The organism is Prochlorococcus sp. MIT 1223, from assembly GCF_034092465.1.
GTDB lineage: Bacteria > Cyanobacteriota > Cyanobacteriia > PCC-6307 > Cyanobiaceae > AG-402-N21.
Window position 1 is genome coordinate 1,271,488 of sequence record NZ_CP139303.1, and the last position, 24,276, is coordinate 1,295,763.

Consider the following 24,276-nt stretch of genomic DNA (forward strand, 5'->3'; position numbering starts at 1 on the left):
TTTATTTTTCTCCTAACTTAAAGAATTCATGAACAGCATTTAAGGCTTTTATTCCGTCTGCCTCTTTAACTACACAAGTAGTCCTGATCTCACTAGTTGCGATCATTTCAATGTTTACACCTTTCTTTGCTATTGCTCTAAACATTTTTCCTGCAGTACCCACTGTATTTGGCATTCCTGCACCAACAGCACTGACTCTTGCAATTGCTGGACCTTCTTTAAATTCCGCTTTTAGCCATTTACTTAATAAGGGAGATAATGCATTCTCAGCTGCATAACGATCATGTTTCTTCAGGGTAAAACTTAAGTCTTTGCTCCCATCTTTTTGCTTTCGTTCTGATTGGACAATTGTATCTAAAGTAATCCCTCCATCAGCTAATGCGGAGCAAATTGCTGCAGTAGTACCTGGCTGATCTGGCACTTTAGTTACGCTTACTTGTGCTTGATCAAGATCTAGTGCAACCCCTCTAACTTCAGGCTCATCATTAGACTTATTAATAGGATTCACGTTAATTTGTTTATCAGATAGTTCAAAACATTCGCTTACAGCGCGTAAGGCTTTTTTCCCAAGCTCTGCATCAATAACACAACTCACTTTGACTTCACTAGTTGCAATTAAACGTATATTTATACCTGATTTAGCCAATGTTTCAAAGAAGGTTGCGGCTATCCCTGGTCTGCCCATTATGCCTGCTCCACTAATACTTAGCTTGGCCATATTGTTTTGACTTGTAAGGTTACCTCCTAAAGATTTGATGAAGTAATCACATTGTTTTTTTGCCTTTTCGCATTGATCATTACCGACAGTAAATGTAATGTCATTACTGTTTTCTTCGCGTATAGCTTGTATTATTAAATCTACATTTACCCCTCCGTCTGAAAGTTTTTCAAATAAATTTGCAGCAACACCTGGTTGATCAGGTATATGAGATAGACCAATGACAGATTGATCTTCCATTAATTCCAGCCCATCAACAGGGCGACTGTGTTCCAGCCCTTTTTGATTTGCGGAACGATTACTTTGACTAGTTAATACTGTTCCAGGAAGATTATCCCAACTAGAGCGAACTAAAAGTTTTACCCCATAATTTCTTGCGATTTCAACTGCTCTTGGATGTAATACAGCAGCTCCAAGACTTGCTAATTCCAGCATTTCATTACAGGTGATATTTGACATCAATTGCGCATTAGGCACATTTCGGGGATCACTTGTTAATACCCCTGGAACATCTGTATAAATTTCACAAGCACTAGCGTTTAAGGCGGCTGCTAAGGCTACTGCAGATGTATCAGACCCCCCCCTGCCTAAAGTTGTGATTTCAGCGGTCCCTCCACTTCCAAGACTCGTCCCTTGAAAGCCAGCTACAACAACTACATAACCTTGATTAATAAGAGTTTTGATGCGCTCTGTACGAATTTCTAAGATTCTTGCTCTGCCATGAGATGACTCAGTAATGATTCCAACTTGACTCCCAGTCATTGAGACTGAAGGGATTCCTAGTTTATTTAGAGCTATTGACAATAATGCAATAGTTACTTGCTCGCCTGTTGCAAGTAACATGTCCATTTCTCTTTTAGGCGGGTTCATATTTATTTCTTTTGCCAGAGCGCTTAATTCATCTGTTGTTTTGCCCATCGCAGAAACAACAATTACCAGTTCATCTCCAGATTCTTTACTGGTCGCAATTTTTGCTGCAACAGATTTAATTCTGTCTACGGTTCCAACTGAAGTCCCTCCAAATTTTTGAACCAGTAATCCCATTTATTGTTTTGAATGTATAGATTGATTATTTCAGTTTTTGCTAAAAAAAATCAAAACTTTGTTAGGAGACCATCTTGGAAAGCCTGGAAAGGCTTACTACCTTTTTTAAGACTAATTTCAATCTCTAATAAGCAATTTAGTAGGTTTAGGAATAAACCGGATTCTTTTCCTTGTATTTGTTTTCTTATTACATAAATACGTTTTGGATTAGCTATACCGGCTGTTTTTGCAATAAAAGCAACATCTTTATGATTATTCTTCTCTAGGAGGCTTACCCAAAGCCAGCCTCTAATTTGTGTGGTTAATGAAGCAAGTAATCTTAGGGCTGGTTCTCCTGAAATTAGTAAGGCATTAATTCGTATAAGCGCTTCACCAACGTTTTGTTTTAAAAGGGATTCTCCTACTTGGAAAGAGTTTGTAGTTATCCCTTCTATAGATTCATTAACAGTTTCTAAACTAATTTTATTGTTTTTTTCTTTTCTAATTCCTTTTTCTTTTGATTCTTGTAATAATGAGATCTTTTCTAATTCTGAAATCAACCTAGAGCTATCATTTCCAATTGCTTCTACTAGGGAAATAATAGCCTCTTCTTCAATCTTCATGCCTAAGTCTTTGGCTGTAATTCTTACTAATTGCTTTTGACCTTCTGAATCCCATATAGCTGGAAGATTGAAGCTCTTTTCATGAGCTTTATTTGATTGAATTAGCTTTTTTAAAATTTTTGTTGTTTTTAATCTGCCATCTGGTTTCAGATCATGTATTAAAAGAAGATGTGTGCTCTCAGGAATTACATTTATTACTTCTTCAAATTTCTGAGCAAGTTCAGTTTGGCATCCATTACAAAAAGGACTTTTTTGTACTAACACTACTCTGCAACCATTCCCAAATGGTGGCACTCTTGCATCTTCCAGCGCTTTATTGGCTTGTTCAATATCGTTGCCATTTAACCTGCTTATATTCATTGTATGCCAAGCAGGGTCAACAATATTTGTAATAAGTTTTTCTATAGCTCTGGTTCGCGAGCCCGAATCATCTCCCCAAATTAGATGTATTGGCATTGACTATGAAATGATTTCATTATTTTCATTATTCATTAATTACTTTATAAAAGATTGATGCAAAGTGATCACCCCATTTTTAAGAAAAGTTTGAAAATTATTCAATCTCAGCTTGGATTTACTGGATTAAATGATTTAGAGCAACAAGTGTTGGAAAGACTAATTCATACAACTGGTGATTTTGCTATTCAGCATTTGTTGAAATTTAGTCCAGATGCGTGTCAAATTGGCATCTCTGCATTGAAATCAGGAGCTCCAATTCTTACTGATACTGCAATGGCTATGGCTGCTATAACTCCTATGGCCTCAAGAACATTATGTTCCCAAGTTAACTCTGTTTTGGATTGGGCCCCAAGTTCGGTTGAAGGTAACCAAACAAGAATAGGAATAGGTATGAAGAATGCTTGGATTGAGCTTTCGCGCAAATTTACAAATAGTCAATCACCAATTGTAATTATAGGAAGCGCACCTACTGGATTGGACTCTTTATTGGATTTAATTGACTTAGGTTTGAATGCCCCAAGTTTGATTATAGGAATGCCAGTTGGGTTTGTTGGAGTTACTCAAAGTAAAAATCGGTTGCTTACCTATGATTGTCCACAAATTCTTTTAGAAGGAAATCGTGGAGGTGCTGCAATAGCAGGTGCAACTGTTAATGCTTTATTAAGGGCAGCGATCTTATCTCATTAATTAGAATGAAATTATTTAATTTCATTCTAATATTATTTCCTATTTGAGATGTTGATATTTTTATTTTGTTTTGTCGAATTATTACTTTGAAGTTGATTTAAAATATTTTTTGCTCTTTCAATTACATGTTTTGGTACACCTGCTAGTCGAGCTGCTTCTATTCCATAACTTTTATTAGAACCTCCAGGGATTATTTCATGCAAGAAACAAAGATCTTCTCCAGTTTCTTTAACTAATACTTGATAGTTTACTACATTACTTAGGTTTTTAGATAGTGAGTTTAATTCATGATAATGTGTAGCAAATATTGTTCTGCTTTTAATTACATCAGCTAAATATTCACTTACTGACCAGGCTATAGATAAGCCATCGAATGTTGAAGTACCACGTCCTATTTCATCTAGAAGAACAAGAGAGTTTTTTGTTGCTTGATTAAGAATAAAGGCTGTTTCTGCCATCTCTACTATAAATGTAGATTGCCCAGCAGCTAGATCATCTACTGCACCAACGCGGGTAAAGATTCTATCTACAGTTGTCATTGATGCTTTTTGAGCAGGAACCCAGCTTCCTATTTGAGCTAACAATTGAACTATACCTATTTGTCTTAGATAGCAACTTTTTCCACTAGCATTAGGTCCAGTAAGTATTATCAGATTAAAATTATTTCCAATATTAATATCATTAGATTTAAACTCCTTTTCAACAAGCATTTGCTCTACAACTGGATGTCGACATTTCGTTATATTCATCGTATTTGAAACACCATCGCTGCAGTTGCTTGTAACTATTGGTTTGCAATATGAATTTGTTGCAGCAATCTCTGCCAGACTGATTAGTGCATCTAAGCCTGCAATTGCCTTTGCAGATTTACGAATCTCTTGTGCACTTTCACCTACAATTGACCTAAGATTACAAAAAAGTTCATACTCTCTTTGCGAAGATCTTGATTTTATTTGAAATATCTTTCCTTCTCTAGCTTTGAGATCTGGCGTGATAAATCTTTCTTCATTTGCTAATGTTTGTCTTCTAATCCAATGTTGAGGAACATTCTTTGCTTTTGATTTGCTAACTGAAAAAAAGTATCCAAATGTTCTATGATATTGGAGTTTTAAGTTATTAATACCACTATCTTTTTTTTCATTTTTTTCTTGGCTTTTAAGCCAGTTTTCTTGATCATCTATTTGATTTCTTAAACCATCAAGAAGCGGATCAACTCCATCATGAATGAGTCCACCTTCAGTTAAGCTTAAAGGGGGGTTGTTAATTAGTTGATGGTTAATTTTTTCCGCTAGTTTTATAAGATTAAGATCAATGTCTTTAAGGGGTAATAACCATTTTGGAGATTTCCGGGGTAGCCCTTTCAAGCATGAAGCTAAACGAGGTAACCTTTCTAATCCATCTGCAATAGCCACTAAATCACGACCACTCGCTTGTCCCGCCCCAGCTCGCCCAGCTAAGCGTTCGAGATCTCCCATTGCTCTCAATAAGCGACGAAGTTTAACTCTTAGGGAACTTTCATTAACAAGCATGCTTACGACTTCTTGTCGTTCCAATATCGATTTAACTGATACAAGGGGAGCCTCTAACCATCTGCGAAGGCATCTTCCTCCCATCGCAGTTAGTGTTCTATCAATTGCCCATAAAAGTGATCCTTGGAATTGACCATCTTTTTGAGTAATTGTAATTTCGAGATTTTTTCTGGTTTGTGAATCAATTAAAAGTATTTCTTCTGAGCAAATAAGCTGTGGTAACTCTAAAGGGATTTTTGATTTGTTCCCATCTAATAATTCATCAGAAGGTTTTGTTTCTCGTAAATAGTTGATTAGTCCACCGGCTGCTCTTAAAGCCAATGGAAAACTCTTTTAACCCAATTCCATGGGTGGTACTTAAGTTGTAATGCTTTTTTAAAGAAGCCTCAGCCTCTATGAAACTAAAAGGTGTAATTTCTACTTTCGTTAAGTGGAGATTTGAAGGACACCAAGAGTTTGAGTCTGAGGTGTTTTGGTCTCCCCAGATAAGTTCTGAGGTTTCACTTTTCATTAATTCTTGATAGAGACTATTGCTACCTTTACCTTGTCTTACAAAAAACTCGCCAGTACTTACATCTGCAGTTGCAAGTCCCCAATTAATTAGTTGATTGTTTGTATTTTTTTCAATTAATATTGCTCCTAACCAATTATTTTTTCTTGCTTCAAGCATTCCTTCTTCAATAATTGTTCCTGGAGTAATAATTCGGGTAATACCTCTTTTAAGAAGAGCTCCTCCTTTGCTGGGAGTAGTTTCTAATTGATCACAAAGCGCAATAGATATTCCTCTTTGAACTAATTCTCCGCAATATCGTTCGACAGCATGATGCGGTACTCCTGCCATAGGTACTCGACCTATCGCTTTACCGCCTTCTTTTCCAGTAAGAGTTAATTCTAATAATTGAGAGAGCTTAATTGCATCTTCAAAAAAACATTCAAAAAAATCACCAAGTCTATAAAGCAAAACTCTGTCTGGATTTTTAATTTTAAGTTCTACATAGTGCTTTAGCACTGGAGTCAATTCATCGATATTGACCTGACTGTGATGAGACCAGGGAGGGAGATCATTGCTTATTGCAGAAATACTCTCCTTAGAATCATCCAGCGCCGATTTTGTATAAGAATCAAGATTTTTTCGTGAACGAGGGCGTGCTTTTGAATCAGAAGCTAATTCATCATCTGAAAGGTAATCATCATTATTAGTTTGCTTGCTAATAGCACTTTTTTGCTTTATCTCACTATCTTCAGGCCCTGTAAACAAGCTGCCTTGTAATGTTTCTTCGGCAGCCATTGTTTTTTTTCTGCCAAATGATTGTTGGCATAGTAAGGGGAATTTTTGGTTTTGCATGTGAAGCCTCGCGACAACTCTGTAAGACCTTGTCGAAAAATTGCATTTCACATGTGACAATTGTTTGATATCTAGAGCCTAGGCTCGATAGCAACGATTCTCATGCAAGCCATTAGCTTCATTCTCGCGAATGCCCTTTTATTCGCATCATTGATATTGGTAGTTGGTGTTCCTGTCCTCTACATGACTCAAGCAGATCCTTCTAATCCAAGAAATGGAGAAATTAGAAAGATCGAAATTATTGGTGGAGTTTGGTTCCATTTGGTTTTAGCTAATGGTGCTATTGCCGGATTGGTTTGAACTTGAGCAATTCATATGCGAAGGTTGTAATAATTTAGAACTTCCGCCAATAAGAAATGGCCACATTTGAAGGGCTTTTTACACAATCCTCTTCTTTGAAGGTTGGTATTGTTGTTGCTCGATTTAATGATTTGATCACTAATAAGCTCTTATCGGGGTGTCTCGACTGCTTATCCAGGCATGGAATAGATGTCTCAGCTAATAGCTCACAATTAGACACAGCGTGGGTTCCTGGATCCTTCGAATTGCCATTAGTGGCTCAATCCTTTGCAAAAAGTGGGCGCTATCAAGTGGTTATAACTCTTGGGGCTGTAATTAGGGGAGACACCCCACACTTTGATGTTGTGATCTCTGAAGCTAGTAAAGGTATCTCAGCTGTCTCTAGAGAAACTGGAATCCCAATAGTATTTGGGGTTTTAACCACTGACAATATGCAGCAAGCCCTTGAAAGAGCTGGAATAAAAAATAATTTAGGCTGGAACTATGCTTTACAAGCCTTAGAGCTGGGCTCTTTAATGCAAAAACTTGGTTAAAATAAATTCCAAATAATTAGTTCAATTGACCATTGCACCTTTTTTAGTGCATGCTGTTTTTATAAAGGGTTTCAAATTCCTTTTTCTTGCGGATGTAGCTCAGTGGTAGAGCATCTCCTTGCCAAGGAGAATGTCGAGAGTTCGAATCTCTTCATCCGCTTTTTAGGTGAACAATCAATTATTCTTGTATTTTTATCTCATAGATATCAACATTTTTAATTATTCTGATAGAAATTTATGAAGGAATAGTCCAAAATTTAGGAGTTATTCCTCATCTATTTCAAATGTTAATAGAGGCTTTTTATAATAAATTACGTAATCAACTTCCTCAAGAGATAAGTTATTCTTTTCTAAGCAACATTTAATAGCATTTTTCAGAAACTTAAAATCGTATTTTTTCTGGTAAATTGTTCTTCTTGAGCAGCATTAATTATTAATGGTGAAATAATTAATGCTGCCGCACTATCATTTTAATAGCAGGGTATCCTAATGAATATAATTTGATCAGACTTGCTTTCATTCACTTGATATTTAGTCAGCTTTTTAAGAGTCAAATTATTTACAATGCTTTGCTACTGCTTTAAAGAATCTCGTTGTATTAGTAAAAGTTTTTGATTACTTACTATTTTAAAGCCTAATTGCTCATAAAATTCTGAGCAATTTGTAGTCATTAAATAGACTTTTTCTACTTTTTGCAATTGAGGGGCTTTTAGTAATGCTTCTACTAATATTCGTCCAATTCCTAGTCCTTGTGAATCATTTGCTATCACAACATCCCATAAAGTTGCTCGGAAAATACCATCACTGTTTGCTCTACCAAATCCCACCAGTCTGGTTCCTTTCCAGATACTAATTACAACAGAACTATTTGAGAGCATTATTTTTAATGCTTTGTGACTTCTGTTTTTCGCCCAGAATGTATTTTGTTGGAGCAGCTCTTGTAGTTTTTTTAATGCGGCACTAGGTCTGAGATTAGGTCCCAGTCCAAAATATCTTAGTCCTGGCGAACCATTTCCATGTCTGACAATTGATATCCCAGTCATCGGAAGAAGTGGATTAAATTAGAAAAAGGTCCTGTATTCATTTGGTTTAATTTTGCAGCTGCTTCGGAGATTTAGGATTCATTAGTTTTAGGTATACCAATTAAGCGATAGATAGGTGTACTTGTTTAGCGATATCTGGTTATTCTTAAATGTACATACTTGATTTATATATGCTCAAGCAACTGCTGGGTGACCCTAATGCCCGCAAGCTGAAGCGGTTTTCTCCTTTAGTTACGGATATAAATATTCTTGAGGAAGATATATCCCCTCTAAGTGACGATGATTTGAGAAGTAGGACAGCAGAGTTTAGGCAACGTTTAGAAAAACCAAGGTCTCTTAGAGAGCAACGTGATCTTCTGGATGACCTATTGCCAGAGGCATTTGCAATAGTTCGCGAAGCGGGAAAGCGTGTTCTCGGCATGAGACATTTTGATGTGCAATTAATTGGCGGAATGGTGCTACATGAAGGACAGATTGCTGAGATGAAAACAGGTGAGGGTAAAACGCTTGTTGCAACTCTTCCAAGTTTTTTGAATGCCCTCACCGGAAGAGGTGTTCATGTGGTCACTGTTAATGATTATTTGGCAAGAAGAGATGCCGAGTGGATGGGACAAGTGCATCGCTTTCTTGGTTTGAATGTTGGTCTGATTCAGCAGGAAATGACTCCGCAACAGAGAAGAAAGAATTATGGATGTGATATTACTTATGCAACTAATTCAGAACTGGGTTTTGATTATTTGCGAGATAACATGGCTGCAGATATTTCAGAAGTTGTTCAACGAGACTTTCAGTTTTGTGTCATAGATGAAGTTGATTCGATTCTGATTGATGAAGCTAGAACTCCCCTAATTATTTCTGGTCAAGTAGAGCGTCCGCAAGAAAAATATCAAAAGGCTGCTGAAGTTGCATCAACTCTTATTCGTGCTGCTGAAATAGGAAAAGATGGAATAGACCCTGAAGGAGATTATGAAGTTGATGAGAAGCAGCGAAGTTGCACACTTACAGATGAAGGATTTGCCAAGACTGAATCACAATTAGGAGTTAATGACCTATTTAACCCTCAGGATCCCTGGGCTCATTACATAACAAATGCATTAAAAGCTAAAGAGCTTTTTACAAGAGATGTTAATTACATAGTTCGTGATGGAGAGGCAGTAATAGTAGATGAATTTACTGGTCGAGTTATGCCTGGTCGCCGCTGGAGTGATGGCCAGCATCAAGCTATAGAAGCAAAAGAATCATTATCTATTCAGCCAGAGACTCAAACTCTTGCATCTATTACTTATCAAAATTTCTTTTTGTTATATCCTCGATTATCTGGGATGACCGGAACTGCAAAAACAGAAGAAGTTGAGTTTGAAAAGACTTATAAGTTAGAAACTACTGTTATACCAACCAATAGGAAAGTTGCTCGACAAGATTGGGTGGATCAGGTCTATAAGACTGAAACTGGTAAATGGCAGGCTGTTGCGAAAGAGACTGCATTGGTTCACAGGGAAGGACGCCCAGTCCTAGTGGGTACAACTAGTGTTGAAAAGAGTGAATTACTAAGCGCCTTACTGTCTGAAGAAGATATTCCTCATAACTTATTAAACGCAAAACCAGAAAATGTTGAAAGAGAAGCAGAAATAGTTGCTCAGGCGGGTAGAGCAGGTGCAGTAACTATTGCAACCAATATGGCTGGTCGAGGCACAGACATCATCCTTGGAGGTAATAGCGATTATATGGCAAGATTGAAATTGCGAGAGGTCTTGATACCACGTTTAGTAAAACCAGAAGATGGTCATCAACCTCCTAAACCTCTTCAACGTAATAAGGAATCAGTAGAAGGATTTTTAGATAAATCAGATATATCTGAGAACTCATTTAAATCAATTAAGCAATCAAAATCTCTTGGTAGCTTGTTCCCTTGTCAATTGACTTCTGAGACTGATGATTACTTGGCTGAACTTGCAAGAAAGTTAGTAAAGTCTTGGGGCGATAGATCACTTTCCTTAATTGAGTTAGAAGATCGAATCTCAACTGCTGGGGAGAAGGCTCCTACTTCAGACTCAGATATAACTTCACTTCGAAAAGGCATTGAACTTGTCAAAACTGAATATGATGTAGTGGTTAATCAGGAAGATATAAGAGTTCGGGAGGCAGGCGGTCTTCATGTGATTGGAACAGAACGACATGAATCTCGAAGAGTAGATAATCAATTACGTGGCCGATCAGGTAGACAAGGAGATTTAGGAAGTACAAGATTCTTTTTATCCCTTGAAGATAATCTCCTAAGAATTTTTGGAGGAGACCGTGTTGCTTCTTTAATGAATGCTTTTCGTGTTGAGGAGGATATGCCGATTGAATCAGGAATGCTCACACGTTCCTTGGAGGGTGCTCAGAAAAAGGTGGAAACGTACTATTACGATATTCGTAAACAAGTTTTTGAATATGATGAGGTAATGAATAATCAACGTAAAGCAGTTTATTCAGAGAGAAGAAGGGTATTAGAAGGTAGTGAATTAAAAAAACAAGTAATTGGATATGGCGAGAAAACAATGGAAGAAGTAGTTGAAGCTTATGTTAATGCAGATCTTCCACCTGAAGAATGGGATATTAATCAATTACTCACAAAGGCAAAAGAATTTATTTACTTGCTTAATGATTTGCAGCCTGAGCAATTAAGAGGTTTAAATATAGAAGAATTAAAGGCTTTCTTGCAAGAACAATTACGTAATGCATATGATTTAAAAGAAGCTCAAATAGAAGAGAGTAATCCTGGGATGATGAGAGAAGCAGAGAGGTACTTTGTGCTTCAACAGGTTGATACACTTTGGCGAGAACATTTACAAGCAATGGATGCATTAAGGGAGTCTGTTGGTCTTCGTGGATATGGACAAAAAGATCCTTTAATAGAGTATAAAAATGAAGGCTATGATATGTTCCTTGATATGATGACTAATATGCGCAGAAACGTCATTTATTCAATGTTTATGTTTCAGCCAGCATCTAAGAAGGAATTAACTAATTAATAATTTTAACTTTAGCTAAATGATGTTAAGTTATTTGATTTAGTCATATTTAAAATTCAGAATCATTTTCTCCAAAAAATTCAATAATTTCTTTGTCTTTTAAATTTTGTGATTTGCCTTGAGAAATATTTTTAGGTTCTCTTCCTTCCATTAGATCTTTGAGGTTATTTTGATATGTAATGACTTGATTTTCTAAGTAATCAATTCTTTCCATAAGGTTCAATATTACATCTGCTTCTGTATCAGGTAATGCAGAGTGAGCTAAGGGATTTATTCTTACCCCACTTTTATGAACAACTCGACCTGGAATACCTACAACAGTACTTTCTGCTTCTACATCTTTTACTACAACTGAGCCAGCTCCAATTCTAGTATTTTGTCCGATGGTAATTGCGCCTAAAACTTTTGCCCCAGCTCCAATAACTACGTTTTCAGCTAATGTCGGATGTCTTTTTCCATCTTCTTTCCCTGTACCTCCCAAGGTGACTCCTTGATATAAAAGACAGCGATTACCTATTTCAGTTGTTTCCCCGATAACTACACCCATTCCATGATCTATAAAGACTCCTTTCCCAATTCTTGCTCCTGGATGAATTTCTATACCTGTTAATGTCCTCGTTATTTGACTAAGTAATCTTGGTATTAGGGGAACACCTAGATTCCATAATTTATGATTAATACTATGAAGAGCTAAAGCATGAAATCCAGGGTAGCAAAGGAGTATTTCCAAAACTCCCCTAGCTGCCGGGTCTCTTTCTTTGATAATCCTTATATAAGAATTAATAGATTTAAACATATACATTTCAATAGCAATTATTAATTGGTGAGGCCTATCTCTTTTCTCAAGTCTTCAATAGTTGAATTGCTTAAATAATTTTCTGCACAATGTAGTTGAGGCATCCGAATCAATTGAGATCGATTCTGCCTCAGAGTGTGTTCAACTATTGGAAGACTAGGACTGTCGCAAATCACATGACTTGCTGCTCTTAGAAGAGCAATTAATCTGCTCCCGACATCAGGGTTAGCTGTCATTAGTAATAACTCATTTCCGCGCATGCTGTGCAGAATTACTTGAGCTGCTCTTAAAATACCTGGGCTGATGCTGACAATCCCTACGCAGCTACCAGCTCGTAATTCTGTAAGCATTGCCAATTCTTTTTTAAAGTCACTTAGATCCACTGCTATAGCTCTAACACTATGTTTTTTTGCTACTTCTTCTATAGGTTGTAGGAAATATCTGCTGGTAACGACTGTCCCATTGTTTGAATTTTCAAGAATATTTTCTAATTCTTCCATTGGAACTACTTCAACTGGTACATCTAAATGTGGTGTTAGTTCTTCAGCAATCAACATAGATGCTCCAATATCTTCTCTTGGTGTACTCACTAACACCCTTGCACCACATCTTAATCTCCAATTAATTTCTTGATTAAATAAATCGCGTGTTTGTTGAAGTGTACATCCAGAGTTAAGTAGTGAATCTACCGATTTTCTTACTTCTAAATCAATATCTTTAATACCTTTATTCTTAACATTTGCTGCAGTTCTTATATCACGTTGTTTTTGTTGATCTCTGACATAAATACCTGAGCCTGCAATGGCCTCTACCACTCCATCAGTTTCTAATTGTCGATAAACTTTACTAATTGTATTTCTATGCAATCCAGTTTGCATGGCTAGCTGCCTAGTACTAGGCAATCTGTGTCCTGGAGGATAATGTCTAGCTGCTATTGCAAAACAAATTTGATTATAAAGCTGGCTAGATGCAGGTATTTCACTTTCTTGCTGAATATGGAATCTCACATTAACTAGCCAATTTTTCTTTCATAACCTTAATTAAACCATGTGTTAGTGACAATTGCCCTGTTGTCCCATTGCATTGCACATAGCTTGAGCAATAACTTGTCATTATTTATATTTATATATTTCGCTAATTAAGAAATTGTTCTAATTGCTTTACGAGGAACATCTTCTTCAGACTCTTTTTTTACTAAAGGTGTTTTGCGTGGAGAAAGAAACATGATCATATTTCTACCTTCTCTTTTCGGATGTTGCTGTACTTCAGCTTGTTCTTCTAAGTCTTTTGCCATTCTAATTAAAAGTGATTCAGCTAGATTGGTATGTTGAATTTCTCTCCCTCTAAAAATCACAGTACATTTAACTTTGTCTCCTGATTTGAGGAAACGAGTTGCTTGCCCAATTCGAACTTTGTAGTCATGCTGGTCAATTTTATATCTCATTTTTACTTCTTTAACTTCTGTTTGATGAGATTTCTTCTTGGCTTCTTTAGCTTTTTTCTCTTGTTCAAATTTGAACTTCCCATAGTTCATAATTCGACAAACAGGAGGGGATGCCTTTTCGCTGACAAGCACAAGATCTAGTTCTCTATCTTGTGCAATATCTAAGGCCTCTTCTCGGCTAATTACACCAAGCTGAGATCCGTCTGCATCAACAACTCGAAGCTTTGGATACTTAATTCGCTCATTTATGTTGGGGAGCTCCCTTTCAGGGGCGCGGCGATCAAAACGGGGACGTGGTGGCATTCAGTGATGTAGAACCTTGTAAGAACAAAAAAGGGAACTTGTTAAGTTTATGACTATTTAGATCACCTTATAGCCTCTTTTATCAAGGATATAGATTCTTTCAATGAATTTTCGTCATTCAGCCATATGGGTGAATGTTGATTTTTGAACCATGTTCGTTGCCTTTTAGCAAAATTTCTAGTGCGTTGATTAGTAATGGGAATTGCTTGAGTTATGTTAATTGTTCCCTTAATGATACATAAAGCTTCTTGATAGCCAATTGTTTTTAGCAGCGGAAGCTCTTGACCATATTTTTTTAGTAACTCTTCCGTTTCTTCAATTAGTCCATTTTTGTACATTTCTTCAGTCCTCATCTCGATTCTATGTGCGAGATTTGTTGGATTTAGTCCAAGTTCTAAAACATGCCAATCAGGAATTTTATTGACTCGTTGAGTACTAATTGGCTTTCCAGTTGCGTAAAAGACTTCCAAAGCTCTAATTATTCTAATTGAATCAGTTGGAGAAACTTTATTTGCTGTTAACGGGTCACAAACTTTAAGTATTTGATGACATTCTTTGAGATCCATCTTTTGTAATTGTTCTCGGAATTCTTTTTGTGCGGGCACTGAAGGAGGTTCTAGTCCTTTTGTGATTGTTTTCAGATAAAGCCCACTTCCTCCGGATAACAAGCCAATACCAGACTTCTTAAGGCTGTCATTAAGACTTGCGCTGGCTACCTTTTTAAATTCATTGATATTTAGTTGTTCATTAGGTTCACAAATATCAATTAAAAAGTGCTGAACTTGTTCCTGCTGTTTGGGAGTTGGCTTTGCAGTTCCAATGTCCATACCTTTATAAACCTGTCTTGAATCGATATTTTGGATTTCTAATTGGAAATACTTAGCGATCTCAATTGATAGAGATGTTTTGCCACTGGCTGTGGGACCAAGGACAACAATAACTAGTGGTTTCTTGGCTTCCATAGAAATTTTCTTGAAGATTTATTCTTTGGATGTACTCAAAGTGAAATTTGATTAATTTAGTTTTAGCGATTTAACAAAGACTTTCTGTTAAGCCAGTGGTAAGTTGAGTCCTCAAGCGAAGGTTTATGAGAAGTAGAAGAACTCCCAATCCTGCCTGCTTTTTAACATAATGAGCAAGGATTCTAAAGAGATGAAAGTTCAAGCCGCCTATGGGGCTGAGCAGATTCAAGTCCTCGAAGGCTTAGAGCCAGTAAGGAAACGTCCTGGCATGTATATCGGATCTACGGGTCCCAGAGGATTGCATCATCTTGTCTATGAGGTTGTGGATAATGCTGTAGATGAAGCTCTTGCAGGTCATTGTGATCAGATTTTAGTAGTACTTGGAAATGATGGATCAGTTTCAGTTACAGATAATGGACGAGGTATACCAACTGATGTACATCCAAGAACAGGTAGGAGTGCACTTGAGACTGTCCTAACAGTCCTTCATGCTGGCGGTAAATTTGGTAGTGGTGGCTATAAGGTTTCAGGTGGTCTACATGGAGTTGGTGTATCAGTTGTAAATGCCTTGAGTGAGTGGGTCGAGGTTACGGTTAGGCGAGAAGGGAAATTACATTCTCAAAGGTTTGAGAGAGGAAACCCAATAGGAAATTTAAATTCTGAAACGCAACCAAAATCAGAAAAAAATCAGACTGGAACAACTGTTTGTTTTAAACCAGATATTCAAATTTTTACTACAGGAATTGAATTTGATTATTCAACATTATCCTCAAGATTAAGAGAACTTGCTTATTTAAATGGAGGTGTAAAAATTGTATTTAGAGATGAAAGAACTGCTTCATTAAATTCTCAAAAAGAGTCTTATGAGGAAATTTATTTTTACGAAGGAGGCATTAAAGAATACGTTGAATATATGAATTCAGAGAAAGATTCTCTACATCCCGAAATTATATATGTTAATTCTGAAAAAGATTCTGTTCAAGTTGAAGCGGCATTACAGTGGTGTGTTGATGCTTATTCAGATAGTATTTTAGGCTTTGCAAATAATATTAGAACTGTTGATGGAGGTACTCATATCGAAGGACTCAAAACAGTTTTAACTAGAACTCTTAATACATTTGCCAGAAAAAGAGGTAAGAGAAAAGATGGAGATAATAATTTAGCAGGAGAAAATATTAGAGAAGGTTTAACAGTAGTTCTCTCAGTTAAAGTACCAGATCCAGAATTTGAAGGTCAAACTAAGACCAAATTAGGTAATACAGAAGTTCGAGGAATTGTTGATAGTCTTGTAGGTGAAGCATTAGGTAAATACTTAGAGTTTAACCCTAGTGTTATTGACTTAATTCTTGATAAAGCTATCCAAGCTTTTAATGCAGCAGAAGCTGCAAGAAGAGCAAGAGAACTTGTTAGAAGAAAAAGTGTATTAGAAAGCTCAACTTTGCCAGGTAAGTTGGCAGATTGTAGTTCTAGAGATCCTTCTCAGTCTGAAATATATATAGTTGAGGGTGATTCTGCTGGTGGTTCGGCTAAGCAAGGAAGAGATAGGAAATTTCAGGCAATTCTTCCATTGCGAGGAAAGATATTAAATATAGAGAAAACCGATGATTCTAAGATATATAAAAATACTGAAATACAAGCTTTAATAACAGCTTTGGGCTTAGGTATTAAAGGCGAAGAATTTGAATTAAAGAATCTTAGATATCATCGAGTTGTCATAATGACTGATGCTGATGTAGACGGTGCACACATAAGAACTCTTCTGCTTACCTTCTTTTATAGGTATCAGAAGCAATTAGTGGAAGGTGGTTATATTTATATAGCTTGTCCACCACTATATAAAGTAGAGCGAGGGAAGAAACATAAGTATTGTTATAACGAAGCGGATTTACAGAAAACCCTTCAGAGCTTTGGTGAAAAAGCAAACTATACAATTCAAAGATTTAAAGGTTTAGGAGAGATGATGCCTAAGCAGTTGTGGGAAACAACTATGGACCCTACTACTCGTACTATGAAAAGAGTAGAAATTGAAGATGCACTTGAGGCAGATAGGATTTTCACCATATTAATGGGAGATAAAGTTGCCCCAAGAAGAGAGTTTATTGAAACTCATAGTGTTGAACTAGATATGGCCTCTTTAGATATCTGATGATTTCAATGCGCTCATTGTTTAGCTGGGGCTTTATTTTGTCATTTGCTCTAGTTGCTCCAGTATCTTTGCCGGCTGGAGGAAGTTCTTTAGCGAGGAATGTGATAAGGCGATCAGGAGAATTAGAACCTTGCCTTGCTGGCGATTCTTGTGATTTGTTAGTTAGCCCTTTTTCTGAATCTAATAAAGTGAGAAAACTCGAAATAGGTACTCCAATGCGTGTTTTGAGAGTTTGGAATGCTCCTGATGGTGGAAGTTGGATACAGGTGCAAATCACTTCTTTTGAATTGATAGAAGTAATTGGATTAGCAACCCGTGGATGGGTTAATGTCTAAATATTATGATATTTTTAATGCTATTATATTAATTTCTTTTGGATCAATTTGTGGTTGTTATATAAGGTTTAAAGCTGTTAATTATATAAATTCAATTAGTAAAATAAAATATCTAGCTATTTTTATAGTTAATACATTTGCGACTTTTTTGCTGGCCCTTGTCTCTAATTTAATTTTTAATAATACCTTAATTGCATTTAAAGATTCAATAATTCTCTTCCTTATGATTGGATTCTTGGGAAGCTTGAGTACGTTTTCTTCTTTTATATTAGCTTTGCAATCACTAATAAATGATAAAAAATGGTTTCATTCTTTATCATTTATTATGTTATCTATTGTTGGAGGTATATTTGCGGCTTTTTTAGGATTTAAACTTGCAAGTATTTGATTTGTTGAGAAATTTTCGCTCAGAGCTACATAACATCATCTTCTTGACTATAGGTTCTATTCCAGGTGCTTTAATTCGTTGGCATGTTGGAAATGATTTTCTAGTTAATATTATAGGAGCTTTTATTTTGGGATTTATTTTTGGTTTTAATTTTAGGATGCCTTCACAGATAATTTTAGGGATTGGCTTTTGTGGTGCTTTGACAACTTTCAGTAGTTGGATGTTGGCTTCTTTTCAGTTAATTCACCTTGGAAATTTTTTCGAAGCATTTACATTTATTGTTTTACCAATTTTGTTTGGTTTGCTCTTTGCTTCCTCTGGATACTTGATTGGCTTGAGAATTAAATCCTATTATTTGGAGAAAAAAATATAGAGTTTTTTCGTAGATTTGAGATGATTTAGTGTTAGATATTGCTTGAGAAATAAATCCATAGCAATAAATTGAATAAGGAATAAAATAAATTTGCTTTATTGATGTTCCGATGAGTGAAACTTCGGCTTCATCTGTTCAAGCTTCTACCTCGTTGGTAAAAGGTCCTTTTATGGCAGATGTTGTTGCTCAGCAATTAGAGGAACTGCTTTCTGCTGGAAATTATGATGGAGTTAAAATTTTACTGCAGCCAGTTCAACCAGTAGATATTGCTGAAGCTATTGGAAACTTGCCTTTAATTTTGCAGGCATTGGCTTTTAGACTTTTAACTAAAAATGAAGCTATTGAAGTTTATGAGTATTTAGAACCTTCTGTGCAGCAGAGCCTTTTAGATCGTCTTAGATCTAGTGAGGTGTTGGAAATTGTTGAGCAAATGTCACCAGATGACAGGGTCCGACTTTTTGATGAATTACCTGCCAAGGTTGTAAGAAGATTGCTTGCTGAATTAAGTCCTTCTGAGAGGAAGATTACTGCTGAATTATTGGGATATGAGGCTGAGACTGCAGGCAGACTAATGACTACGGAGTTTATAGATTTAAAAGAGTTTTATAATGCTGCTCAGGCTTTATCGATTGTCAGAAGACGTGCTGCCTTTACTGAAACAATTTATAGTCTTTATGTAACAGATAAAGAAAGGCACTTAACCGGCATCCTTTCTTTAAGGGATTTGGTTACTGCTGATCCTGAAGCTTTAATAGGCGATGTAATGACGCGTGATGTGGTCAATGTTGCCACTGATACTGATCAGGAAGAAGTTGCTAGAGCTATTCAAAGATATGATTTTTTAGCATTGCCAGTTGTGGATCTTGAAAAAAGATTGGTAGGTATTATTACGGTTGATGATGTAATTGATGTTATTGAACAGGAGGCTACTCGCGATATTTATGCGGCTGGTGCTGTGCAAGCAGGAGATGAAGATGATTATTTCCAAAGTAATTTATTTGTTGTTGCTCGTCGAAGGGTTGTTTGGCTTGCTGTATTAGTGCTCGCAAATGGTTTGACAACTCAGGTGATAGCGATGAATGGAGAAGTATTAAAGCAAGTGGTTTTATTAGCAGCATTTATCCCTTTATTAATTGGTGCTGGTGGAAACGTGGGAGCACAAAGTTCAACAGTAGTTATTAGAGGTTTAAGCACTCAGCGAATACAAGTGTTAGGTCACGTTAAAGTCATTATTCGAGAAACAATTGCTGGCGCACTTCTTGGATTGTTAATGCTTATTGTTGTCGTGCCATTTGCTTGGTGGCAAGGTGAAGGACCTTTGGTTGGTACTGCTGTAGGAATAAGCCTTTTAGCAATAACTACTTTAGCTGCGACAGCTGGAGCAACTCTCCCTTTGTTATTTGATCGTATGGGGTTAGATCCGGCTTTGATGTCAGCTCCTTTTATTACCACTGCAACTGACGTAGCAGGAGTTTTGATTTACCTGAGAACAGCTTCTTGGCTGCTAGCTCAAGTAAATGGAGCCACGCTTTAGGTATTTATGCTTAAAAAAAGCAAGAATTTTTATTTTTAATTGATCTTTACATTTCTTAGTAGTAATCTTCACAAAACTAAATATACGTTTTCAGATGGAGACGGTTAAGACGAGTCAATCAGTGGAGACAAGAGCTGCTTCCATGAAATCAGTTGGTGAAGTTGATCTCGTTAGATCTTATTTGCGAGATATAGGGAGAGTACCTCTCTTGTCTCATGAGCAAGAAATTACTTTCGGACGCCAAGTTCAAGAATTGGTCTTTTTGGAAAGATTACAAATTGAGCTAGAAGACTCTCTTGGGGAACATCCTTCTTTGGACCAAATAGCAGATAAATCAGGTTTTACGGTTACGGAGGTCAAAAGAAAATTGAATAATGGTCGCCGTGCGAAAGAGAGAATGGTTTCAGCTAATTTGAGGTTGGTAGTAAGCGTTGCTAAAAAATATACCAAGAGAAATATGGAGCTTTTAGATTTGATTCAAGAAGGAACTATTGGATTAGTTAGAGGCGTAGAAAAATTTGATCCCAAAAGGGGATATAAATTTTCCACATATGCCTATTGGTGGATTAGGCAAGGAATTACTAGAGCTATCGCTGAGAAAAGTAGAGCTATTAGGCTTCCTATTCATATAACTGAAATGCTCAATAAACTGAAAAAAGGACAAAGAGAATTGAGCCAGCAATTGTCCAGGACTCCAAGTATTAAAGAGTTAGCATTACATCTAGAACTTCCTGAATCAGATGTTAAAGAGTTGATCTCAAGAGCAAGTCAGCCTTTGAGCTTGGAATCTAAGGTTGGTGACGGAGAAGATACTTCTTTGATTGATTTACTTGCAGGTAATAATGATTCACCAAGTGAACATATTGAGATGGATTGCATGAAAAATGATCTAGAAACTCTCTTATCACAATTACCTGAACTGCAAAATAGAGTTCTGAGAATGCGTTACGGGATGAACGGTGATGATCCAATGACGCTTACAGGTATTGGGAGAATTCTTGGTATTAGTAGAGATCGCGTGAGAAATTTAGAGCGTGATGGGTTAAGAGGTTTGCGTAAAGGTAGTGATAGAGTTGAGGCTTATATGGCTTGTTGAATAATTTCCAAAAGGACTTTATTGACTTCTTTAGGATTTTCATCATGTGGACAATGACCACAACCCTTGATGATTTTTAGAGACTGAATATTTCTTATAGATTTAAACCATTTATTGGCTTCTTCAAGAGGCTCCCATGGATCTTTTTCACCCCAAATTAAGTCTACTTTCACATTATTTACATCTTTAAGTAGTTCAGGAGCTAGGTAATCATTAAATAAGTTTATAAAGCCTCTAAAAGCTTCTGAAGCACCTTCCCTTTGCGTAGGCTTATATAGCATATTTATAAGTCCTGCATTTAAATTATTTTTGGTTGGATAAGCGATATTTAAAAACTTTTCTATAAAAAAAGGTCTAGCTACTGCTTTGAAAATGTTTTGACTAAAAACTCTTTGCTTTACCAAACTTTTTAAAATAGGTCTTAATATTTGCATCCCAATGGGTTGTTCGGAAAGTCTTTTGTCGTCCATTGTTCGTTGTGCGCAATCGATAAGAACTAACCCAACACATTTATTTTGTAGTAGTTGTGATGCTCTTATAGCAATGATTCCACCAATAGAATTACCAATTAGTAAGACAGGTTTTTTAACTATTTCAGCGCAAAAATCTGCTATTTGTTGACTCCAGTTTTCAAAGCAATAAAAAAAATTATTTTTTTCAATAAGTTCATTATGAAGTCTTGCTTTAGGTTGGCTGCTTTCTCCAAAACCTATTAAATCAATTGCATAACAAGGTGAAATTTCACCACAGAAACGTTGATTGTTTCGCCAGTGTTCTTTACATGCTCCAAAACCATGAATTAACACTATAGAAATTGGAGATTCATTCTTAGATTCTTCTAAGTTCCAAGCAACATTCAAGCCATTCCATTCCCATATATGAGCATTAGGTTTAGTCAATTAAACAACTCCTTAGAAATCAATGGTTTTGTTCATAAGGTCGACAATTTTCGTGCATCTCTTCTGAATTGGTTTGATGAAAATGGGCGTCATTGGATTCCGTGGAAATTAACGCTTGATGGAAGAATCCCTCATAGAGGAGAAAAACTACCAGTTTATGGTATCTGGATAGCTGAAGTTATGCTTCAACAAACTCAGCTGAAAGTTGTATTGCCATATTGGCAAGAATGGATGAAGACTTTTCCTACTTTGATATCTCTTGCCCATGCTAACGAAAATGATGTTTTATTGATTTGGCAGGGACTGGGTTATTACTCTCGTGCTAAGAGGATTTATCAATCATCAAAGCTTTTGCTTGATTTAATTGGCTACCAAGATTGTATTGATACCAAGAACTGGCCCAATAGTTTAGAGATATGGGAGTCGCTACCAGGTATTGGTAGAAGTACTGCTGGAAGTATTATTTCCTCTGCATTTGATTTGCCTATTCCAATCTTGGATGGCAATCTAAAACGAGTTTTTTTACGATTAATTGCTAGTACTAATACCCCTCATCAGGAAAGCTACAGATTATGGAACTTAAGTTTCTATTTATTAGATAAAAAATTTCCAAGAAAGTTTAATCAGGCCTTGATGGATTTAGGTGCATTAATATGTACACCATCTAATCCTAATTGTTGTGAATGCCCTATTAATAATTATTGCCTTGCATACTCAAAGTACAATCCAAAAGATTTTCCTGTTAGACAAATGAAAAAGTCATTACCTTCTTATATTATTGGAATTGGTATAGTTATGAATTCTAGTGGAAAAATATTAATTGCTCAAAGAAAAGCTGATAATTCAATGGGAGGTATGTGGGAATTTCCAGGTGGAAAAAAAGAAGAAAATGAATTAATCGAGGAGACAATCGTAAGAGAAATTAAAGAAGAAGTTGATCTGGATGTTGAGATTGTAAAAAAATTAATAACTTTCAATCATTCATATAGCCATAAGAAGTTCCAGTTTATTGTTTGTCTTTGTGATTTAGTTGCTGGGACGCCTAAACCTTTAGAGAGTAATCAAGTGATATGGGTTGATCCTAATCACTTGAAGGATTACCCTTTTCCTTCTGCTAATACTCGTATAATCAATGAAATATTTAAATATTTAGAAATAAGAAGCAAAGCAATTCATAATTGACTTTAAATTAATTTGTAAGATATAAATAAAGTTTTATTATGGATAAACAATCTCCAAAAGTTATTTGTTTTGGAGAAGCATTAATAGACCGTTTAGGGCCTTTAGGTGGAGATCCATCTGTTGATCATCCTGTAAAGGATTACTTTGGTGGAGCTCCTGCAAATGTTGCCTGTGCATTGGCAAAACTTGGTGCAGACGTAGGTTTTATTGGAAGACTCGGAGATGATCAAATTGGGAATGATTTTCGAAAGTTAATGCTCGAAAGAGGAATCAATATTTCTTGCTTACAAACTGATTTTGAAAAACCTAGCAGAATTGTCCTTGTCCGGCGAGATGTCAATGGAGAGCGTTCTTTTGGAGGATTCTCTGGAAAAAATTTCAATGGTTTTGCTGATGAAGAAATTAATTTAAATATTCTTTCTCAAAATTTGTCTAAAGTTGCTTCCTCTGCAGATTGGTTGTTATTGGGAACTATTCCACTTGCCTTTAGATCTTCTTCTAAATGTCTTTGGTGGTTAATTGAACACGCACTTTTAAAGCAAGTTCGAATTGTTCTGGATGTTAATTGGCGTCCAATTTTTTGGGATTCTAAATTGAATCCAGATTCAGGTCCTACAAGTTCAGCAGTTTTAGCGATAACCCCTCTTCTAGAGATAGCTTCTTTGATCAAACTCTCTAAAGAGGAGGCAATATGGTTTTTTGATACTGATGACCCATCTGTGATATCAAAATCGCTTCCTCAAAAGCCGAATATAGTTGTCACTAATGGATCCTTGCCAATTCGTTGGTTTATGAATTCATTCTCTGGAGAAACTTCAGTGATTTCTTCCATTGTCGTTAGAGATACAACTGGGGCAGGAGATGCCTTTACTGCTGGTTTAATTTTTCAGCTAATTCAACAATCAAATGCTATTGAGAACTCGACAGAAATAGATCGAATAATTACCTTCGCCGCCGCATGCGGAGCTCTTGTCTGTCAAGCTCCAGGAGCTATTGAAACTCAACCTGGATTGAAGCAAGTGGAGAATTTCCTCTTTAGCAATCGGGAGGAATAATCTCGACCATTCGCTCTCCTTTGTTTGTGTAATTTAATTTAGCTAGCCATGCATCAGGCATATGAAGATTCATTCTTTCTGGCCATTCAACAATTATGAGACTTCCCATTTTATTAGCTTCCTCTTCTTCTTGTAGGAATAATTCATTTGCAATTTTAGGGTTTTCTAATCTATAGAGATCTATATGAACTAATGGAGGTTTACCATTGGGGTAGTGCTGAGCCAATGGAAAAGATGGGCTTGTAATTGGTTCATTAATTCCTGCAGCTTTAGCAATTCCCTTGACAAGGGAAGTTTTGCCTGCGCCTAGCTTCCCTTGCAATAAAAGGAGCTTTATTTGTGGCAGTTTTTTAAATAACTCTTCCCCAAAGGAAATAGTTTCTTCTAGGTTGCTTAGTTCCCAACAATTATTGTTAGATTGCTGGCCTAATAGATCAGGAACTTTGATTCTTTTGTCTTTGCTCCTATTCACAATCAAAAAAAGGAAGT

21 protein-coding genes, 1 tRNA gene and 1 pseudogene are annotated in these 24,276 nt (G+C 36.3%); 13 read left to right on the top strand and 10 right to left on the bottom strand.

Going from position 1 to position 24,276, the window contains the following annotated elements; all coding sequences use genetic code 11:
* Position 1: 1 nt before the first annotated feature.
* Positions 2–1,762, bottom strand: a complete 1,761-nt coding sequence (locus SOI85_RS06755) for an aspartate kinase (protein WP_320663646.1) — start codon at positions 1,760–1,762, stop codon at positions 2–4.
* Positions 1,763–1,812: 50 nt separating this feature from the next.
* Positions 1,813–2,820: a DNA polymerase III subunit delta gene (gene holA / locus SOI85_RS06760; protein ID WP_320663647.1), complete on the bottom strand. Its 1,008-nt coding sequence runs from the start codon at positions 2,818–2,820 to the stop codon at positions 1,813–1,815.
* A gap of 57 nt (positions 2,821–2,877) precedes the next feature.
* Between holA and SOI85_RS06765 the strand changes: the two genes are divergently transcribed.
* Positions 2,878–3,510, top strand: a complete 633-nt coding sequence (locus SOI85_RS06765; RefSeq protein WP_320663648.1) for a precorrin-8X methylmutase — start codon at positions 2,878–2,880, stop codon at positions 3,508–3,510.
* A gap of 32 nt (positions 3,511–3,542) precedes the next feature.
* Here the strand turns inward: SOI85_RS06765 and mutS are convergent.
* Positions 3,543–6,327: pseudogene (gene mutS / locus SOI85_RS06770) on the bottom strand (DNA mismatch repair protein MutS).
* Positions 6,328–6,486: 159 nt separating this feature from the next.
* Between mutS and psbZ the strand changes: the two are divergent.
* From psbZ to SOI85_RS06785, 3 genes are all read left to right on the top strand, one after another.
* Complete coding sequence (gene psbZ, locus SOI85_RS06775; protein ID WP_320663649.1) at positions 6,487–6,684, top strand: photosystem II reaction center protein PsbZ; 198 nt, start codon at positions 6,487–6,489, stop codon at positions 6,682–6,684.
* Between the two features lie 56 nt (positions 6,685–6,740).
* Positions 6,741–7,217 (top strand): 6,7-dimethyl-8-ribityllumazine synthase, encoded by a 477-nt coding sequence (ribH, locus tag SOI85_RS06780; RefSeq protein ID WP_320663650.1) that lies wholly within the window; start codon positions 6,741–6,743, stop codon positions 7,215–7,217.
* Positions 7,218–7,305: 88 nt separating this feature from the next.
* Positions 7,306–7,377, top strand: a tRNA-Gly gene (locus SOI85_RS06785).
* Positions 7,378–7,789: 412 nt separating this feature from the next.
* Here the strand turns inward: SOI85_RS06785 and SOI85_RS06790 are convergent.
* Positions 7,790–8,260, bottom strand: a complete 471-nt coding sequence (locus SOI85_RS06790) for a GNAT family N-acetyltransferase (RefSeq protein WP_320663651.1) — start codon at positions 8,258–8,260, stop codon at positions 7,790–7,792.
* A gap of 170 nt (positions 8,261–8,430) precedes the next feature.
* On the opposite strand from SOI85_RS06790, the gene secA reads away from it, so the two are divergent.
* Positions 8,431–11,274: a preprotein translocase subunit SecA gene (gene secA, locus SOI85_RS06795; protein ID WP_320665150.1), complete on the top strand. Its 2,844-nt coding sequence runs from the start codon at positions 8,431–8,433 to the stop codon at positions 11,272–11,274.
* A 49-nt stretch (positions 11,275–11,323) separates the two neighbouring features.
* On the opposite strand, the gene cysE is transcribed toward secA, so the two are convergent.
* The 4 genes from cysE to miaA all read right to left on the bottom strand — a co-directional run bounded on the left by cysE (position 11,324) and on the right by miaA (position 14,779).
* On the bottom strand, positions 11,324–12,070 hold the full coding sequence (gene cysE / locus SOI85_RS06800; RefSeq protein ID WP_320663652.1) for a serine O-acetyltransferase: 747 nt from the start codon (positions 12,068–12,070) through the stop codon (positions 11,324–11,326).
* A 20-nt stretch (positions 12,071–12,090) separates the two neighbouring features.
* Positions 12,091–13,077 (bottom strand): GntR family transcriptional regulator, encoded by a 987-nt coding sequence (locus SOI85_RS06805; RefSeq protein WP_320663653.1) that lies wholly within the window; start codon positions 13,075–13,077, stop codon positions 12,091–12,093.
* A gap of 131 nt (positions 13,078–13,208) precedes the next feature.
* Positions 13,209–13,817, bottom strand: a complete 609-nt coding sequence (gene infC / locus SOI85_RS06810) for a translation initiation factor IF-3 (protein WP_320663654.1) — start codon at positions 13,815–13,817, stop codon at positions 13,209–13,211.
* A gap of 62 nt (positions 13,818–13,879) precedes the next feature.
* Complete coding sequence (miaA, locus tag SOI85_RS06815; RefSeq protein WP_320663655.1) at positions 13,880–14,779, bottom strand: tRNA (adenosine(37)-N6)-dimethylallyltransferase MiaA; 900 nt, start codon at positions 14,777–14,779, stop codon at positions 13,880–13,882.
* 169 nt (positions 14,780–14,948) lie between these two features.
* Between miaA and gyrB the strand changes: the two genes are divergently transcribed.
* From gyrB to SOI85_RS06845, 6 genes are all read left to right on the top strand, one after another.
* The gene (gene gyrB, locus SOI85_RS06820) at positions 14,949–16,925 is read left to right on the top strand and encodes a DNA topoisomerase (ATP-hydrolyzing) subunit B (RefSeq protein WP_320663656.1); all 1,977 of its coding nucleotides are present in this window, start codon (positions 14,949–14,951) and stop codon (positions 16,923–16,925) included.
* 8 nt (positions 16,926–16,933) lie between these two features.
* A complete protein-coding gene (locus SOI85_RS06825; protein ID WP_320663657.1) occupies positions 16,934–17,260 on the top strand; it encodes an SH3 domain-containing protein in 327 nt (108 codons plus the stop codon).
* Positions 17,253–17,648 carry a CrcB family protein gene (locus tag SOI85_RS06830; protein ID WP_320663658.1) on the top strand — a complete coding sequence of 132 codons (396 nt, stop codon included), beginning with the start codon at positions 17,253–17,255 and terminating at the stop codon, positions 17,646–17,648. Before SOI85_RS06825 ends, SOI85_RS06830 begins: the two co-directional genes overlap by 8 nt.
* 43 nt (positions 17,649–17,691) lie before the next feature.
* Positions 17,692–18,021, top strand: coding sequence for a CrcB family protein (locus SOI85_RS06835; RefSeq protein ID WP_320663659.1), 330 nt, complete (start codon positions 17,692–17,694; stop codon positions 18,019–18,021).
* A gap of 109 nt (positions 18,022–18,130) precedes the next feature.
* Positions 18,131–19,555, top strand: coding sequence for a magnesium transporter (gene mgtE, locus SOI85_RS06840; RefSeq protein WP_320663660.1), 1,425 nt, complete (start codon positions 18,131–18,133; stop codon positions 19,553–19,555).
* Between the two features lie 94 nt (positions 19,556–19,649).
* Positions 19,650–20,651, top strand: a complete 1,002-nt coding sequence (locus tag SOI85_RS06845) for an RpoD/SigA family RNA polymerase sigma factor (RefSeq protein ID WP_320663661.1) — start codon at positions 19,650–19,652, stop codon at positions 20,649–20,651.
* Here SOI85_RS06845 and SOI85_RS06850 read toward each other — a convergent pair.
* A complete protein-coding gene (locus SOI85_RS06850) occupies positions 20,636–21,550 on the bottom strand; it encodes an alpha/beta fold hydrolase (RefSeq protein ID WP_320663662.1) in 915 nt (304 codons plus the stop codon). The genes SOI85_RS06845 and SOI85_RS06850 overlap by 16 nt on opposite strands.
* Between SOI85_RS06850 and mutT the strand changes: the two genes are divergently transcribed.
* A complete protein-coding gene (gene mutT, locus SOI85_RS06855; protein WP_320663663.1) occupies positions 21,530–22,732 on the top strand; it encodes an 8-oxo-dGTP diphosphatase MutT in 1,203 nt (400 codons plus the stop codon). The genes SOI85_RS06850 and mutT overlap by 21 nt on opposite strands.
* Before the next feature lie 38 nt (positions 22,733–22,770).
* A complete protein-coding gene (locus SOI85_RS06860) occupies positions 22,771–23,787 on the top strand; it encodes a carbohydrate kinase (RefSeq protein ID WP_320663664.1) in 1,017 nt (338 codons plus the stop codon).
* Here the strand turns inward: SOI85_RS06860 and tsaE are convergent.
* The gene (gene tsaE, locus SOI85_RS06865) at positions 23,768–24,259 is read right to left on the bottom strand and encodes a tRNA (adenosine(37)-N6)-threonylcarbamoyltransferase complex ATPase subunit type 1 TsaE (protein WP_320663665.1); all 492 of its coding nucleotides are present in this window, start codon (positions 24,257–24,259) and stop codon (positions 23,768–23,770) included. The two genes, SOI85_RS06860 and tsaE, sit on opposite strands and share 20 nt — an antisense overlap.
* Between the last annotated feature and the right edge of the window lie 17 nt (positions 24,260–24,276).

Excerpts from the sequence above, each read along its gene's own strand:
- SOI85_RS06755 (WP_320663646.1), bottom strand. The coding sequence starts at position 1,762 with ATGGGATTACTGGTTCAAAAATTTGGAGGGACTTCAGTTGGAACCGTA.
- holA (WP_320663647.1), bottom strand. The coding sequence starts at position 2,820 with ATGCCAATACATCTAATTTGGGGAGATGATTCGGGCTCGCGAACCAGA.
- SOI85_RS06765 (WP_320663648.1), top strand. The coding sequence starts at position 2,878 with ATGCAAAGTGATCACCCCATTTTTAAGAAAAGTTTGAAAATTATTCAA.
- psbZ (WP_320663649.1), top strand. The coding sequence starts at position 6,487 with ATGCAAGCCATTAGCTTCATTCTCGCGAATGCCCTTTTATTCGCATCA.
- ribH (WP_320663650.1), top strand. The coding sequence starts at position 6,741 with ATGGCCACATTTGAAGGGCTTTTTACACAATCCTCTTCTTTGAAGGTT.
- SOI85_RS06790 (WP_320663651.1), bottom strand. The coding sequence starts at position 8,260 with ATGACTGGGATATCAATTGTCAGACATGGAAATGGTTCGCCAGGACTA.
- secA (WP_320665150.1), top strand. The coding sequence starts at position 8,431 with ATGCTCAAGCAACTGCTGGGTGACCCTAATGCCCGCAAGCTGAAGCGG.
- cysE (WP_320663652.1), bottom strand. The coding sequence starts at position 12,070 with ATGTTTAAATCTATTAATTCTTATATAAGGATTATCAAAGAAAGAGAC.
- infC (WP_320663654.1), bottom strand. The coding sequence starts at position 13,817 with ATGCCACCACGTCCCCGTTTTGATCGCCGCGCCCCTGAAAGGGAGCTC.
- miaA (WP_320663655.1), bottom strand. The coding sequence starts at position 14,779 with ATGGAAGCCAAGAAACCACTAGTTATTGTTGTCCTTGGTCCCACAGCC.
- gyrB (WP_320663656.1), top strand. The coding sequence starts at position 14,949 with ATGAGCAAGGATTCTAAAGAGATGAAAGTTCAAGCCGCCTATGGGGCT.
- SOI85_RS06825 (WP_320663657.1), top strand. The coding sequence starts at position 16,934 with ATGCGCTCATTGTTTAGCTGGGGCTTTATTTTGTCATTTGCTCTAGTT.
- SOI85_RS06830 (WP_320663658.1), top strand. The coding sequence starts at position 17,253 with ATGTCTAAATATTATGATATTTTTAATGCTATTATATTAATTTCTTTT.
- mgtE (WP_320663660.1), top strand. The coding sequence starts at position 18,131 with ATGAGTGAAACTTCGGCTTCATCTGTTCAAGCTTCTACCTCGTTGGTA.
- SOI85_RS06845 (WP_320663661.1), top strand. The coding sequence starts at position 19,650 with ATGGAGACGGTTAAGACGAGTCAATCAGTGGAGACAAGAGCTGCTTCC.
- mutT (WP_320663663.1), top strand. The coding sequence starts at position 21,530 with ATGAGCATTAGGTTTAGTCAATTAAACAACTCCTTAGAAATCAATGGT.
- SOI85_RS06860 (WP_320663664.1), top strand. The coding sequence starts at position 22,771 with ATGGATAAACAATCTCCAAAAGTTATTTGTTTTGGAGAAGCATTAATA.